Source organism: Sphingomonas arabinosi, from assembly GCF_036663715.1.
Classification (GTDB): domain Bacteria; phylum Pseudomonadota; class Alphaproteobacteria; order Sphingomonadales; family Sphingomonadaceae; genus Sphingomonas.
Genome location: NZ_JAXOJN010000001.1, coordinates 389,330 through 403,123 on the forward strand (window position 1 = coordinate 389,330; position 13,794 = coordinate 403,123).

Genomic DNA, 13,794 nt, shown 5'->3' on the forward strand with positions numbered 1-13,794 from the left:
CCATGGGCGGTCTTTTCTCGGAAAGGCCGCCCATGTCGTATTCGCGTTCCAAAGCTGTAGTCGCGGCGCTGCTGATGATCGGCGTGGCGATCCCGGCGAGCGCGGCGATGACCGTTGGCACGTTTCTGGCCCGCGCCAACGCGCTTCGCGACCAGGGTCCTATGGCACTGATGTCGCCCGATCTTCCCGCGCTGAAGGCCGAAGCCAAGGCGGCGACCAACCAACTCAAAGCAGAACGCGCCGCCCGCGCTGCGGTCGGCAAGCCGCCGATCGCCTGCGTTCCGGAGGGCCAATCGGTCGGCATCATGGACATGCTCGACGGCTTGAACGAACTCCCCGCCAGCTACCGGAAACGCCCCCTGAAGGAAGGCTACGCGCGTGTTCTGGCGAACCTGTACCCTTGCCGCTGAGATGTCTGGGGGAAGGGTTGAGGAGGTCTTCTTTTATCCGTTCGCCCTGAGCGAAGTCGAAGGGCATGCTTCGTCAAAGGTGCTTCGACTTCGCTCAGCACGAACGGAGGTTGGAGAGGTCGCCTTACTGCGATCAGTCCGTTAAACCGTGCAGCAACAACAGCACGATAAACGCCAACAGGACCGTGAACGCGAACGTCAGCAGCGCGACCGTGCGCCACGCCGCGGACCGCTTCCGCAGCGAATACGCCCCGCGAAGCTGCGCGAACATGTGGACAGGAGGCACGCACAGCGCCGCCATTACGATCCAGCCTTCCGCGACACCGATTACGCCTGCGACGATCAACGCGATCGTGAGCAGCATCATGAACGCCAGCGAATAGGTCACGAAGATCGCGTGATCGTAAAGATGATGCCGGCGTCGCCACAGGAACAGCAGCGCCATGAACGGCACGGAGAGCGGAATAAGGCCCCAACTGTATTTATACGCGCTGGTCTGGAGTTTGTAGAGCATCAGCCCCGGATTGCCGTTAGCCTTGGCGATGCCGTGATCGAGTCGTTCCCAACCGGTCTTGAAGTCGCCGAGATCGATGACCGTGCCGTAGGCGGCACCGTCCTGCATATCCGCCGCCACGCCGAGTGCACGAACGGTGGTGCGAAGCGCGCTTGCCTGCTGGTCGAGGGCGGCGATCGGCTCTCCCGAATAGGTCGCACCCGCCTTCACCGCGGCCGCCTTTTGCGCCTCGATCCTGTCGAGCGCGACGCGAGCCTTCGCCGCCTCGTGCGCATAATCCGACGTCTTTCCGGAGCGCTTGTCCTGGAGGAAGTCCTTGGTCATTGCGCCGCCGACCGCGCCGACCGCGCCGATCGTCGCGAACATCAGGAAGACGGTGAACAGGAACAGCGCGAGCGGCGACACGAACCGCGCGCGCTCGCCATTGACGTAGCGACGCGTCAGTGTGCCGGGATGCAGGATCAACAGCGGCAACGTCCGCCAGATCTTGCCCTCGAAATGGAAGACCCCGTGCGCGATCTCGTGCCCGATCCCGCCGAGCGAACGGTGGACGTGCGCGGACTGCCCGCAGGCGTGACAATGCTCGCCGATCAACCGGGTCCCGCAGTTGAGACAGAGCGCATCGTCCGGACCATGGCCGGCACGCGCACCATAGGCGCCCCCCGCCTTCGGTTCGAACGCGCGCCCGACCAGGGCACCCGTGGCGATATCCGCCGCTGCTTCGATATCTCCGGTCATGAGTCCCCCTGTAATATCGGTAGCGTAACGAGTTCTCAGCGTTGGCGCGAGGGGCTTCGCATGCTAGCGCGCGGGCCATGGCCGACGCAGAAAATCCGACCGAATTGATCGCCGCAATGGGTCGCCGCGCTCGCTCGGCCGCGCTGGTGCTGGCATCGATGCCGTCTGCGCGGAAGGCTGCGGCGCTGGCGTCGGCGGCGGAGTCGATCCGGGCGGCATCGGCGGAAATCGTTGCGGCGAACGCGGAGGACATGACGCGTGCAGCGGACGCCGGTTTGTCGGGCGCGCTGCTGGATCGGTTGCGGCTGGACGATGCGCGCGTCGCGGCGATGGCGGACGGGGTCGCGGCGGTGGCTGCGCTCGCCGATCCGGTCGGGCAGGTGATCGACGCCAGCGAGCGTCCGAACGGTCTGAAGCTCTCGCGCGTCCGCGTACCGATCGGCGTCATCGGCATCATTTACGAGAGCCGCCCCAACGTCACCGCGGATGCTGCGGCGCTGTGTGTGATGGCCGGCAACGCAGCGATCCTGCGCGGCGGGTCCGAAGCGGTGAACAGCAATCGCGCGATCCATGCGGCGCTGGTCGAGGGACTGAAAGCGGGCGGGGTGCCCGTCGATGCGGTGCAACTCGTGCCGACCACCGATCGCGCGGCCGTCGGTGCCATGCTGAAGGCGGACGGGATGATCGACCTGATCATCCCCCGCGGCGGCAAGAGCCTGGTTGCCCGCGTTCAGGCAGAAGCGCGCGTTCCCGTCCTCGCCCATCTCGACGGCATCAATCACGTCTATGTCGATGCGTCGGCCGACCCTGCGATGGCGGCGGCGGTGGTGGCCGATGCCAAGATGCGCCGCACCGGCGTCTGCGGATCGATGGAGACGCTGCTGATTGACCGGGATTACGCCGACGCACCGGCCCTGATCCGAGGTCTCGCGGCAACGGGTTGCGAAGTGCGTGGCGACGCGAGCGCGCGCGCGCTCGTCCCCGAGATCGTCGCCGCCGACGCCGCGGACTGGGACACTGAGTATCTCGATGCGATCGCCTCGGTCGCGATCGTCGATGGCCTCGACGCGGCGGTTGCGCATATCGCCCGCCACGGCTCGCACCATACCGACGCGATCGTCGCCGAGGATGCTGGCGTCGCCGAACGCTTCCTGACCGCGGTCGACAGCGCGATCGTCCTTTGGAACGCCTCCACCCAGTTCGCCGATGGTGGCGAGTTCGGCCTCGGCGCGGAGATCGGCATCGCCACCGGCCGCCTCCACGCGCGCGGCCCGGTCGCGCTCGAAGGCCTCACCACCTACAAATGGATCGGCCGCGGCACCGGCCAGGTGCGCGGTTGATAAAGCGCTGGCAGAAGCATATTCTTGCCGCATGACAGAGCGTGCTTCGCTGACCCTGGATCTTGATGCGGAGTTGCTGGCATCGCTGAAGGCTGCCGCTGCGTGGCGTGGCATGTCGGTCGATGCGTATGTACGATCGGTCGTTGATACTGCGACGCGAATGGACATCGAGCTTGCAGCGTTCGTCCAGGAAGGGATCGATGATATCGATGCCGGCCGATCTTATACGCAGGAACAGGTCGAGGCGTGGTTCGAGGCGCGCCATCGCGACATAGCGGCCGAGTGAGGCGTGCGATCTGGTCCGCCTCGGCGCTCGCGGACCTGGGTGATATAGACCGATACTTTCAGGGCTATTCGCCGGACTTCGTGCGTAGGGTCGGCACCAGCGCGATGGGTGCTGCTCGGCTATTGGCTGATAATCCATATCTTGGGCCGATCTTCGCGGGCGATATCCGAAAATGGTCCATTCGCGGAACGGAATATTTCATTCTCTACCGTCCCTTTCCCGACGGCATCGATATCGTTCGCGTGATGCACGCGCGACGAGATGCTCCCCGGAATTTATGACCCGCGTCGGCATCCTCGGCGGGTCGTTCAATCCCGCGCACCGCGGCCACCGCGGCATCACGCTTGCGGCGATCGATGCGCTCGCGCTGGACGAGGCGTGGTGGCTCGTGTCTCCCGGCAATCCGCTCAAGGACGCCGCGAACGACATGGCGCCGCTCCCCGCGCGCCTCGCGTCCGCCCGCGTGATGGCCCGCCGCGCTCCAATCCGCGCGACCGATATCGAGGCGCGGCTCCACACCCGCTACACGCTCGACACGATCCGCAAGCTCAAGCGGCGCTACCCGAAAATCCGGTTCATCTGGTTGATGGGGGCGGATAATCTCGCCGACTTCCACCGGTGGAAGAACTGGCGCCAGATCGCCCGCGAGGTTCCGATTGCGGTAATCGCGCGTCCGGGATATGACGGGCGCGCCCTCGCGGCCCCCGCGATGGGTTGGCTGCGGCGCTTCCAACGGCGCACAGACCATGCGAAGAGCTGGACGACGTGGAGATTGCCGGCCCTCGTGCTGTTGCGCTTCCGACCCGACCCGACCTCCGCAACCGGCCTGCGTGCCAAAAATCCCGACTGGGTTCAGCATGTTGCTGGTCCGGTAGTTTTACCCAGGAGCTGACTTGGCCACTTCCCCTACTGCCCCTCGCGCGACCGACCCCGAAGAGGTTGAGGCGCTGCATCGCCTGATCCTCGCGTCGCTCGACGACGACCAGGCGGTCGAGACCATCTCGATCCCGCTCGCGGGCAAGACCAGCATCGCCGATTACATGGTGATCGCCAGCGGTCGTTCGACCCGCCAGGTCGCCTCGATGGCGCAGAAGCTGGCCGAGCGGATCAAGGCCGAGTTCAAGCGTCCGGTTAAGATCGAAGGCCTGCCGACCGCAGACTGGGTCCTGATCGACGCGACCGACGTCATCGTTCACCTGTTCCGCCCTGAAGTCCGCAGCTTCTACAATCTGGAGCGGATGTGGGCGTTCGGCGACGCACCGACGCCGCCGCCCGTACCGACCTTCACCGACGAAGACTAACCGACCCAGAAGCGTCCCCAGGTCCGATCATGCTGCTCCACATCGTCGCCCGTGGTCGGATCGGGCGCTCGCCCGAGGCAGACCTCGTCGACCGTTATCTGAAGCGGATCGTCTGGCCGACCAAGGTCAGCGAGCTCCCCGACACCGGTGGCAAGATTCCGCTGGTCGGCGAGCAGACCAAGCGCATCCTGCTCGACGAGAAGGGCGACACGCTGTCGTCGACGCAGTTCGCGCGACACCTCGAGCGGTGGCGCGACGACGGCGTGCGGGAAGCGCGGTTCATGATCGGCGCCGCGGATGGCTTCGACGACGCGGCGCGCGACGAGGCCGACCTGCTGTTCTCGTTCGGCCGCGCGACCTGGCCGCATCTGCTCGCGCGCGCGATGCTCGCCGAGCAACTCTTCCGCGCGACCAGCATCCTTGCCAACCACCCCTATCACCGCGAAGGGTGATGGATGAGGATGCAGACGGGGCTCGTCGCGGCACTGCTCGCCGTAGCGGGTGGCGTAACCGCGCAAACTAAGGCGCCGGAGTTGTCGGTCGAGCAGCAACGCCTGGTCGCGGCGAAACGCGATGCCGCGATCGCCACTGCCCGTGCCGCCAGGCTCGCCGCTGCTGCCACCCAGGAACGCAACGCCGCCGACAAGGCACGCCGCGAGGAGCAGGCTCTGGCCGCCCGCGTCACCGCCGCCGAGGCGAACCTGACCACCGCCAGTGCCCGCGTGACACTCGTCGAGCGGCTGCTGACCGACCAGCGTGCCAGGCTGGCGCGTGCGCAAGCCCCCGTTTCCCAACTGATCGCTGCGCTGGAATCGCTGGCTCGGCGCCCGACGATCGTCGCGGTCGCGCAGCCGGGGTCGATCGACGACCTCGTCCACGTCCGCGCGGTGCTGGGCAGCGTGCTCCCCGTTGTCCGCCAGCGTACCGAGACGGTTCGAATCGAAATCGCTGAAACGCGTCGCCTGCGGGCGAGTGCGACACTCGCTGCCAAGGCGCTCTCGGATGGGCGCGCACGCTTGGAGAACGACCGCATCGCGCTGGCCAAGCTCGAGGCACGCCATCGACAGCGTAGCCAGGCCCTTGGCCGCGGCGCGCTCAGCGAGTCCGACCGCGCGCTGGCGCTCGGCGAACGCGCACGCGATCTCGTAGACGGGATGGCGGCAACCACCGATGCCAAGGCAACCGCGGCAAGCCTGATCGCACTCGCCGGACCGATTCCCCGTCCGATCGCGCCGGGGGTAACGCCCCCGGCGCCACCACGCGGCGTGTACTGCATGCCGGTGTCCGGCAAGCTCGTCACGGGTTTCGACGAACTCTCTGACTCCGGTGTTCGATCGCGGGGCCTGACCTTCGCCACCGCTCCGCGCGCGCGCGTCGTCGCTCCCGCCGCGGGGACGATCCGTTACGCCCGCCGGTTTCGCGATTACGGGGTCATCGTCATCATCGACCATGCCGATGGCTGGACCAGCCTCGTCACGGGCCTCGCCGCAACGTCGGCAAAGCCCGGCAACCGCATCGCGATGGGTACGCCGATCGGAAACGCCCTCGGCGAAGAGCCGCGCATCACCGTCGAACTCCGGCGCCGGGGTCGGCCGGTCGATGCGGCGTCACTTATAGGACCGCGCTGATCGGCCAACCCGGTGGGCAGCTGCTTCTCGATCATCGCCCGCAAGAGGAACCGAAAGCCCCCAGTCAGCCCCCATTAACCCCCACCCGTCTTCACTCCGCGCGCGCGTTGCCGCCGGCGTTCCGCTACGCTACGCCGTTACGACTGTACGACACGTTTTTTCTCAGGTTGCAGGACCATCGATGCCCCGTCCTATTCGTGCTCCTATGCTTACCGCGACGGCGATCGTCGGCGCGCTGACGCTGATCCCGCTCGCCACCTCGGCGATGGCGGCGGTCGACACCGACACCTATCGCGAGTTCGACCAGTTCCTCGACGTGTTCAACCGCGTGAAGGCGGAATATGTCGACAAGGTCGATGACAAGACGCTGATCAAGGGCGCGATCCAGGGCATGCTCGCCAGCCTCGATCCGCATTCCAGCTATGTCGACGCGCTCGACTACGAAAACCTCCGGATCATGACCGAAGGCAATTACGGCGGTCTGGGGCTCACGGTGCAGATGGAGGACGGCGCGATCAAGGTCGTCTCCCCGCAGGAAGACTCCCCCGCCGCCCGCGCCGGCGTCAAGTCCGGCGACTACATCACGCATATCGACGGCAAGCTGATCTACGGCGACTCGCTCGACGAGGCGGTCGGCAAGATGCGCGGCAAGCCCGGCAGCAAGATCACGCTGGGCCTCGTCCGTCCCGGCCGCGACAAGCCGCTCGACGTGACGATGATGCGCGAGATCATCGTCCAGAAGCCGGTGAAATGGGAAGTCCGCGGCGACGTGGGCTACATCAACATCAACACCTTCAGCGAGAATACCGGCGCCGACACCCGCGCTGCGATCATGGCGATCGACAAGTCGCTCGGCCACCGCCCGCTCGGCTATGTCGTCGACCTGCGCGAGAATGGCGGCGGCCTCCTCACTCAGGCGATCGAAGTCAGCGATGCCTTCCTCGATCACGGCGAGATCGTGTCGCAACGCGGCCGCGAGAAGACCGATATCGAGCGCTATTACGCGAAGCCCGGCGACGACGCGCATGGCCTGCCGGTCGTGGTCCTCACCGATCCCGGCACCGCCTCCGCATCCGAGATCGTCGCCGGCGCGCTGCAGGATCATCACCGCGCGCTGATCATGGGCGAGCGCAGCTTCGGCAAGGGCTCGGTCCAGACCGTGCTCCCGCTCGGGCCTCAGACCGCGCTTCGCCTGACGACGGCGCGTTACTTCACCCCGTCGGGCCGGTCGGTGCAGGAGGGCGGGATCGAGCCCGACATCAAGGTGCCGCAGCTCACCGATCCCGACTACAAGTCGCGCCCGGTGTTCCGCGAAGCCGATCTGCGCAAGCACCTGATCAACGAGGTGAAGGCCGATAACGCGGTGCTCGAGGAGGATACCAAGACCGATCCTCGCTTCTCGCAGACGCCCGAGCAGTTGAAGAAGCAGGGCATCGACGATTTCCAGCTTTATTACGCGCTGAGGACCGTCGCGCGTCTCGGCGGCCCGGTCCAGGTTGCCGCCGCGACCAAGCCACGGCCAATCAAGCCCGATCCTACCGCCCCCGACGCCACCAAGGCGCCCACCAAGTGAGCGTGCGTCGTGGCCTTGGCATGACCAAAAACGAAGAGATCGCGCGCGCCATCGCGCTGTTGCTGCCGGCGTTCCTGCTGCTCGGTGCGCTCGGCTCGCAATATCTCGGCGGGCTGTACCCGTGCGAGATGTGCCATTGGCAGCGCTGGCCACATTATTCCGCGGTGCTGATCGCCGGCGCGACGTTCTTCGTGCCCGGTCGCTCGCTGCGGGCCTCGCTCGTCATCATCGCCGGACTGCTGATCGGGCTCAGTGGGCTGATCGGCGTCGCGCATGCCGGTGTCGAATATCATTGGTGGAACGGCTTCACCGCCTGCACGACGACCGTCTCGATGGCCGGCACGACCGCGGCCGAGCGTCTTGCCGCGATCATGAATGCGCCGATGGTGCGGTGCGATGCGCCGCAGTGGAAACTGTTCGGAATCTCGCTCGCCGGCTTCAACGCCATCTTTTCCCTCGCCGGTGCGTTCACCATATTCGCTCTCATGAGGAAGACGAGATGAGCGGCTGGAAGCCAGGAGACGCCAAGCGGGCGACGGACTCGATGATCCGTGTCGACCAGGCCGGCGAATATGGCGCGATCCGCATCTATGCGGGCCAGTTGGCCGTGCTTGGCGACCGTCACCCGGCGTCGCGCTCGATCCACCACATGGCGCAACAGGAGGAGCGCCACCGCGCGTTCTTCGACAAGATGATCGTCGAGCGCCGCGTCCGCCCGACGGTGCTGCAGCCGATCTGGAAGGTCGCGGGCTTCGCGCTCGGTGCGGTGACCGCGGCGATCAGCCCGCGGGCTGCGATGGCGTGCACGGCGGCGGTCGAGACCGAGATCGACAAGCATTACGAGGAACAGCTCGTTCAGCTTGGCGCCAGCGACCCTGAGCTATCGGCAGCCATTCTCGATTTTCAGGCCGAGGAACTCGAGCACAAGAATACCGCGATCGCCGCGGGTGCCGAGGAAACGCCGGGCTATCCGGTGCTGAGCGGCCTGATCCGCCTGGGTTGCAAGGTCGCGATCGCTACCGCCAAGCGGATTTGAGATACGGTCGAGAAGAAGACCGGCGGGTAATGAGAATACGGATTGTGGGAGTGATGCGTATGAAGATGCTTTTTGCGGCGGCGTTGATCGTCGCCGGGCCTGCGATGGCGCAGACGGCTCAGCCCGTGCGCCCTGCACCGCCCACGCTGGCGCAGTTGCCCGCCAAGGCACCGACGCTGGCGCCCGCCCTGCCCGGCGCGACCGGTAACGCGAAGACGATCTCTGCCCCGGGCGAAGTCTCGCGCAGTGCGCCGATCAACGGCGTGCTGACCCTGTTCGGCAACGAACGCTGCCCGACCAACCAGAACGGCGAGGAAATCGTCGTCTGCGTCCGCCGCAGCGCGCAGGAGCAATACCGCGTGCCGAAGGAGCTCCGCGAGTTCGTCGTCACGCCCGAGAATGCGAGCTGGGCGACCAAGGCGCAGGGAACCATGGACGCAGGGTCCGGCGTCAACACGATCGGCAGCTGCTCCGCCGTCGGTGCTGGCGGTGCAACCGGCTGCTTCGGCCAGCGCGTTCGCGAGTCCCGCCTGGAGAACAAGACGCGCGCCGCGGAAGTGCCCGTCCTCCCATAAGGCTGTCGCGAAACAGCCCTTCTTCCCCCTCCCTGAAAGGGAGGGGCAGGGGGTGGGTCGGTTTCCGCATGTTCGAACCCCAGTGGCCCAAATTGGCCAACCCACCCCCAACCCCTCCCTTCCAGGGAGGGGAGCGCGTTCCGATCCGCTGGCCGTCGGTTTGCACACACCCGCTCGCGCCTTCGTAGCGATATGCGCGGTATGGCGTCGACGCCTTACCTACTCGCCGAGCGCCGAGCGCCGAGCGGCCAGCGCCCCCGCGCGCCACGCGGCTGCTCGCCTGACGCCGTCAGCCCCCTGCTGTCCTACATGGACCGAGCATGACAGGATCCGCGAATGCCGTCAGCAGCCACCCAGAGCCCGATAGCCGAGACTGCCACCAATCGTGCGGTGGTCGATGACGAGAATGCTGCGCGAGCGTCTATACTTCCTATACTTCACTCGCGCGCGCGCCTTGGCCGATTCTGGATTGGCGTGATTTCCCCGCGCCTTAGGCTGATTGGCAACGATCTCGCGATTCCCGGCCCCAAGAACCTCTCGCTAGGAATTCCGGCATGACCAAACCCCTGCGCATCGCCTTCCTGCTGTTTCCGAACGTCACGCAGCTCGACCTCACCGGCCCCGCCCAGGTCCTGTCGCGGCTCGGCAACGCCCGGCTCGATCTCGTGTGGAAGACGCTCGACCCGGTCCCGACCGACGCCGGTTTCTCGATCCTGCCGACCGCGACCTTCGCCGACGTGCAACACGCCGACATCCTCTGCGTCCCCGGCGGTTTCGGCACCAACGACGTGATCGCCGACGACGAAGCGATGGCGTGGGTCCAGGCGATCGGCGCAACCGCGACCTGGGTGACGAGCGTCTGCACCGGCTCGTTGATCCTCGGGGCGGCGGGACTGCTCGATGGTTACCGTGCTGGCTGCCACTGGGCGCAACGTGACATGCTGCCGCTATTCAATGCGATCCCGGTCGACGCGCGCGTCGTGGTCGATCGCAACCGCGTCACGGGCGGCGGCATCACTGCGGGGATCGACTTCGCGCTGGCGCTGACCGCGATGATCCGCGGCGAGGCTCATGCGCGAACTGTTCAGCTCGGTCTGGAATATGATCCCGCGCCGCCATTCGACAGTGGTTCACCCGCCAGCGCCGGTTCGGAAATCGTCGCGGCGTATCAGCGCCGCATGCACTCGCTAGTCCCTACGCGCGACGACGACCTGCGCGCGCTGGCAAAGCGTCGGGGGTATGCCCGGGATATTCAAGGGTGACGCTTCAGCCCGCGTACCCGGTGCCAGATGTAGAAGGCGACCAGCGCGATCAGGACCACGCCGATGAGCAGGTCGGCGCTGTGGAATGCGGCCTTGACGCGCGGGTCGCTGTCCCATTTGTCGCCGAGCTTCATGCCGACCCAGGCGAGGCCGAAGCACCACGGCCACGACCCGATGAAGGTGTAGAGGTGGAACGGTACCAGCTTCATCCGAGCGATGCCGGCGGGGAAGGCGATGAACGAGCGGATCACGGGCAGCAGGCGCCCGATCAGCACCGCCATCGAGCCCCAGCGTGCGAAGAAGCGGTCGGCTGCGTCGAGCTCGCCTGGACCGATGAGGACGAACCGGCCCCAGCGTTCGGCCATCGGGCGACCGCCGCGCTTGCCGACTTCGTACGCGACGATCGAGCCGAGATTGCATCCGATCGCGCCCGCGGTCGCGGCAAGATACAGGTCGAACCGGCCGGTCGAGACCAAATAGCCGGCGAACGGCATGATGATCTCGGACGGGAGCGGGATGCACGCGCTCTCGATCGCCATGAGCAGGGCGATGCCGACATAGCCACCGGACGAGATGACGCCGATCGTGAAGGTGGCCAGCACGGCCAGAATCTTTTCGAACATGGTTTTGCGAGTTGCGCGAAGCTGGCTCCGAAGGGAAGCCCTAAAGCGGAACCGGCGCATCGGAACCGGCACGCGCCTCGTTCGCTGGTGTGGCATGACAGATCTCACACTCAACGACGGCCGCACGATGCCCCAGCTCGGCATGGGTACGTGGCAGATTCCCGACAGCCAGGTTGCAGCGATCGTCCGCAGCGGGCTCGATATCGGTTTCCGGTTGGTCGACACTGCCGCGATCTACGAGAACGAACGCGGCGTAGGTGACGGCTATAAGGGGTCGGACGCGTTCCTGACGACCAAGCTTTGGAACGACCGGCAGGGCGATGCGGAAGCGGCGATGGACGAGAGTCTTGCGCTACTGGGAGTCGAATCGGTCGGTCTGTACCTGATGCACTGGCCGGTGCCGAGCGAGGGCAAATTCGTCGACGCGTGGAAGGCGATGATCGCGCTGCGCGACGCCGGGAAGGCCAAGTCGATCGGCGTTTCGAACTTTTTGCCCGAGCATATCGATGCGATCGTCGCTGCGACCGGGGTGACTCCGGCGGTCAACCAGATCGAGCTTCATCCGAACTTCCAGCAGCGCGAGCAGCGGAAGTATCATGAGGCGCACGGCATCGTGACGCAGAGCTGGAGTCCGTTGGGGCAGGGGAAGACGCTGTTGCAGGACGAGGCCATCGTTCGGATCGCCGATAAACATGGGCGGAGTGCGGCGCAGGTGATCCTTGCGTGGCATCTGGCGAACGGCTTTTCGGTTATTCCGAAGGCTTCGGATGCGGAGCACCTCGCGGACAATTTCTCGGCGTTGGATCTGACGTTGGATGACGAGGATATGGCTGGGATCGGAGCGCTTGATGATCCGGCGGGTCGTTTGGGACGTGAGCCGAACAGCATGTGATGGGGCGGGAGGCTCTCCGACCTCCTCCGTCATCCCGACGAAAGTCAGGACCCAGGGTGACGGACGTTGCGCTGTGTGGCTCTGGGTCCTGACTTTCGTCAGGATGACGGAGAAAATTGGTCGTTCGGTGATCAAGCAATCCGGCTGCCGACCGTCCGCAGGTCCTCTACGAAACGCTCATATTCCTCTGCTGCCTGCGCCGGATCGGGCAACCGGAGTAGGTAGCTTGGATGCACCGTGATCCAGGCTTCGCCGCCGTCGGGTAGCTGCAACGCGCGGCCTCGTTCTCGGCCTATCGTCATTACCTTGCCGAACAGCGAGCGCGCCGCGGTCGCACCCAGCGCCACCGTCACCTTCGGCTTGATCAGCATCTGCTCCTGCTCGATCCACCAGCGGCAGGCGTCGATTTCGCCCGCTTCCGGCTTGGCGTGGATGCGGCGTTTGCCGCGTTGTTCGAACTTGAAGTGTTTCACCGCGTTGGTGACGTAGGCGCGGGAGCGATCGACGCCGGCTTCGGCCATCGCCTTGTCGAACATCTGGCCGGCGGGGCCGACGAAGGGGCGGCCGGCGATGTCCTCTTGGTCGCCCGGTTGTTCGCCGACGAACATCAGCGGGGCGTCGACAGGGCCTTCGCCGAACACGGTCTGAGTCGCCGGCTTGTAGAGCGGGCAGCGGGTGCAGCCGGCGGCCTCGTCGCGCAGCGCTTCCCAGGCGATCAGGCTGTTGCCGCCGACCGTGTCCCTCGCCTTGGCGATCATCCCGCTCTCCCTCGCCTGTGCCGCCGCGAGCAGGCCCGGCACCAGCGCGGTTTCGGGCATGTTCTTCCAGTATTTCTTCGGCATCTCCTTCAGCATCGCGCCGATCTTCACACGGGCCGGGTTGAAGATGCTGGCGTAATAGGTCTTCCACACCTCCTCGGTCGGGTCGCCGTCGGGCGCGTCCGCCTTGTTCGCGCCCGGGCCTTCGCTGAGCGCCTTGCCGTCCCAGTGTATCGAGACTTCGGGCGTCAGGATCGACCAGCGCATGCTGGCGAAGCGGTTGACGAAGAACGCAGCGTTGGCGCGGACGATGTGGTGGTCGGGTTCGAACCACGCGACGAAGCGGGTTCCGCCATCCTCCTCGACTTCGCGAAAGCGGAGGAAGGCGCGCATCTTGTGGATGTCGCGGCGGACGTCCTTGGCGATGCGGTCGAGCCGGCGGACGAGCGGATCGGCGCGGTCTTCGATCAGTTTGGGTTCTTGGCGGAGGCGGGTCAGCAACGTGTAGAGCAGGGCGAAGCGCTCGGGGTCTGTGCCGAGGATGGCGCTGCGGGCTAGGTCGAGGAAGGCGCGGGGGACGGAGAATGCGCCTGGGGCTGGGGCCGGAGCGGGGTCCACGACGGTGGCGAACAGGTCTGTGGGCTCGTTGCCGACTTGCCAGACGACGTCGTCGGGGGGGACGTTCTCGGCGATCAGGCCGCGGGCTGCGTCTCGCCAGCCGTCGAAGTCGTCGGGTTCGGACAGGGTTACTACGCGCACTTCTACTCCCCTCCCTGGAGGGGAAGGGGCGGGGGTGGGTTGTTTTCGAGGGAATGCTGCGCGTGCCTCTGGCCAACCCACCCCCGACCCCTCCCTTTC

Annotated in this window: 17 protein-coding genes; 14 read left to right on the forward strand and 3 right to left on the reverse strand. The window is 66.1% G+C overall.

Features of this window, described 5'->3' with window-relative positions; all coding sequences use genetic code 11:
- The first annotated feature begins 32 nt into the window (after positions 1-32).
- The gene (locus U1708_RS01790; RefSeq protein ID WP_332742113.1) at positions 33-410 is read left to right on the forward strand and encodes a hypothetical protein; all 378 of its coding nucleotides are present in this window, start codon (positions 33-35) and stop codon (positions 408-410) included.
- 133 nt (positions 411-543) lie between these two features.
- Here U1708_RS01790 and U1708_RS01795 read toward each other — a convergent pair whose 3' ends face one another.
- A complete protein-coding gene (locus U1708_RS01795) occupies positions 544-1,662 on the reverse strand; it encodes a DUF3667 domain-containing protein (protein ID WP_332742115.1) in 1,119 nt (372 codons plus the stop codon).
- 77 nt (positions 1,663-1,739) lie between these two features.
- On the opposite strand from U1708_RS01795, the gene U1708_RS01800 reads away from it, so the two are divergent.
- The 12 genes from U1708_RS01800 to U1708_RS01855 all read left to right on the forward strand — a co-directional run bounded on the left by U1708_RS01800 (position 1,740) and on the right by U1708_RS01855 (position 10,663).
- Complete coding sequence (locus U1708_RS01800) at positions 1,740-3,002, forward strand: glutamate-5-semialdehyde dehydrogenase (RefSeq protein ID WP_332742117.1); 1,263 nt, start codon at positions 1,740-1,742, stop codon at positions 3,000-3,002.
- Between the two features lie 31 nt (positions 3,003-3,033).
- On the forward strand, positions 3,034-3,288 hold the full coding sequence (locus U1708_RS01805) for a hypothetical protein (RefSeq protein ID WP_332742119.1): 255 nt from the start codon (positions 3,034-3,036) through the stop codon (positions 3,286-3,288).
- Positions 3,285-3,569 carry a type II toxin-antitoxin system RelE/ParE family toxin gene (locus U1708_RS01810; protein ID WP_332742121.1) on the forward strand — a complete coding sequence of 95 codons (285 nt, stop codon included), beginning with the start codon at positions 3,285-3,287 and terminating at the stop codon, positions 3,567-3,569. Before U1708_RS01805 ends, U1708_RS01810 begins: the two co-directional genes overlap by 4 nt.
- On the forward strand, positions 3,566-4,180 hold the full coding sequence (locus tag U1708_RS01815; protein WP_332742123.1) for a nicotinate-nucleotide adenylyltransferase: 615 nt from the start codon (positions 3,566-3,568) through the stop codon (positions 4,178-4,180). The genes U1708_RS01810 and U1708_RS01815 overlap by 4 nt, the downstream gene beginning before the upstream one ends.
- A 1-nt stretch (position 4,181) precedes the next feature.
- Positions 4,182-4,589: a ribosome silencing factor gene (gene rsfS / locus U1708_RS01820; protein ID WP_131583613.1), complete on the forward strand. Its 408-nt coding sequence runs from the start codon at positions 4,182-4,184 to the stop codon at positions 4,587-4,589.
- 29 nt (positions 4,590-4,618) lie between these two features.
- Positions 4,619-5,041 carry a 23S rRNA (pseudouridine(1915)-N(3))-methyltransferase RlmH gene (locus U1708_RS01825; protein ID WP_332742128.1) on the forward strand — a complete coding sequence of 141 codons (423 nt, stop codon included), beginning with the start codon at positions 4,619-4,621 and terminating at the stop codon, positions 5,039-5,041.
- A gap of 3 nt (positions 5,042-5,044) precedes the next feature.
- A complete protein-coding gene (locus tag U1708_RS01830; RefSeq protein WP_332742130.1) occupies positions 5,045-6,217 on the forward strand; it encodes a murein hydrolase activator EnvC family protein in 1,173 nt (390 codons plus the stop codon).
- Positions 6,218-6,422: 205 nt separating this feature from the next.
- The gene (locus U1708_RS01835) at positions 6,423-7,790 is read left to right on the forward strand and encodes a S41 family peptidase (RefSeq protein WP_443029906.1); all 1,368 of its coding nucleotides are present in this window, start codon (positions 6,423-6,425) and stop codon (positions 7,788-7,790) included.
- 20 nt (positions 7,791-7,810) lie between these two features.
- Positions 7,811-8,293 (forward strand): disulfide bond formation protein B, encoded by a 483-nt coding sequence (locus U1708_RS01840; RefSeq protein WP_307089400.1) that lies wholly within the window; start codon positions 7,811-7,813, stop codon positions 8,291-8,293.
- Positions 8,290-8,826: a demethoxyubiquinone hydroxylase family protein gene (locus tag U1708_RS01845; protein WP_307087136.1), complete on the forward strand. Its 537-nt coding sequence runs from the start codon at positions 8,290-8,292 to the stop codon at positions 8,824-8,826. The genes U1708_RS01840 and U1708_RS01845 overlap by 4 nt, the downstream gene beginning before the upstream one ends.
- 59 nt (positions 8,827-8,885) lie before the next feature.
- Positions 8,886-9,401, forward strand: coding sequence for a hypothetical protein (locus U1708_RS01850; protein WP_332742140.1), 516 nt, complete (start codon positions 8,886-8,888; stop codon positions 9,399-9,401).
- A 554-nt stretch (positions 9,402-9,955) separates the two neighbouring features.
- The gene (locus U1708_RS01855) at positions 9,956-10,663 is read left to right on the forward strand and encodes a DJ-1/PfpI family protein (RefSeq protein WP_332742144.1); all 708 of its coding nucleotides are present in this window, start codon (positions 9,956-9,958) and stop codon (positions 10,661-10,663) included.
- On the opposite strand, the gene U1708_RS01860 is transcribed toward U1708_RS01855, so the two are convergent.
- The gene (locus U1708_RS01860) at positions 10,654-11,286 is read right to left on the reverse strand and encodes a DedA family protein (RefSeq protein ID WP_332742146.1); all 633 of its coding nucleotides are present in this window, start codon (positions 11,284-11,286) and stop codon (positions 10,654-10,656) included. The two genes, U1708_RS01855 and U1708_RS01860, sit on opposite strands and share 10 nt — an antisense overlap.
- 94 nt (positions 11,287-11,380) lie before the next feature.
- Here U1708_RS01860 and U1708_RS01865 point away from each other — a divergent pair, with 94 nt between their 5' ends.
- The gene (locus U1708_RS01865) at positions 11,381-12,178 is read left to right on the forward strand and encodes an aldo/keto reductase (protein WP_332742148.1); all 798 of its coding nucleotides are present in this window, start codon (positions 11,381-11,383) and stop codon (positions 12,176-12,178) included.
- Between the two features lie 131 nt (positions 12,179-12,309).
- Here the strand turns inward: U1708_RS01865 and U1708_RS01870 are convergent, their stop codons facing one another.
- Positions 12,310-13,695: a UdgX family uracil-DNA binding protein gene (locus U1708_RS01870; protein ID WP_332742150.1), complete on the reverse strand. Its 1,386-nt coding sequence runs from the start codon at positions 13,693-13,695 to the stop codon at positions 12,310-12,312.
- Positions 13,696-13,794 lie beyond the last annotated feature (99 nt).

Coding starts and splice junctions, on each gene's coding strand:
- U1708_RS01800 (WP_332742117.1), top strand. CDS start 1,740: ATGGCCGACGCAGAAAATCCGACCGAATTGATCGCCGCAATGGGTCGC.
- U1708_RS01835 (WP_443029906.1), top strand. CDS start 6,423: ATGCTTACCGCGACGGCGATCGTCGGCGCGCTGACGCTGATCCCGCTC.
- U1708_RS01860 (WP_332742146.1), bottom strand. CDS start 11,286: ATGTTCGAAAAGATTCTGGCCGTGCTGGCCACCTTCACGATCGGCGTC.
- U1708_RS01790 (WP_332742113.1), top strand. CDS start 33: ATGTCGTATTCGCGTTCCAAAGCTGTAGTCGCGGCGCTGCTGATGATC.
- U1708_RS01815 (WP_332742123.1), top strand. CDS start 3,566: ATGACCCGCGTCGGCATCCTCGGCGGGTCGTTCAATCCCGCGCACCGC.
- U1708_RS01845 (WP_307087136.1), top strand. CDS start 8,290: ATGAGCGGCTGGAAGCCAGGAGACGCCAAGCGGGCGACGGACTCGATG.
- U1708_RS01805 (WP_332742119.1), top strand. CDS start 3,034: ATGACAGAGCGTGCTTCGCTGACCCTGGATCTTGATGCGGAGTTGCTG.
- U1708_RS01855 (WP_332742144.1), top strand. CDS start 9,956: ATGACCAAACCCCTGCGCATCGCCTTCCTGCTGTTTCCGAACGTCACG.
- U1708_RS01825 (WP_332742128.1), top strand. CDS start 4,619: ATGCTGCTCCACATCGTCGCCCGTGGTCGGATCGGGCGCTCGCCCGAG.
- U1708_RS01795 (WP_332742115.1), bottom strand. CDS start 1,662: ATGACCGGAGATATCGAAGCAGCGGCGGATATCGCCACGGGTGCCCTG.
- U1708_RS01850 (WP_332742140.1), top strand. CDS start 8,886: ATGAAGATGCTTTTTGCGGCGGCGTTGATCGTCGCCGGGCCTGCGATG.
- U1708_RS01840 (WP_307089400.1), top strand. CDS start 7,811: ATGACCAAAAACGAAGAGATCGCGCGCGCCATCGCGCTGTTGCTGCCG.
- U1708_RS01830 (WP_332742130.1), top strand. CDS start 5,045: ATGAGGATGCAGACGGGGCTCGTCGCGGCACTGCTCGCCGTAGCGGGT.
- U1708_RS01865 (WP_332742148.1), top strand. CDS start 11,381: ATGACAGATCTCACACTCAACGACGGCCGCACGATGCCCCAGCTCGGC.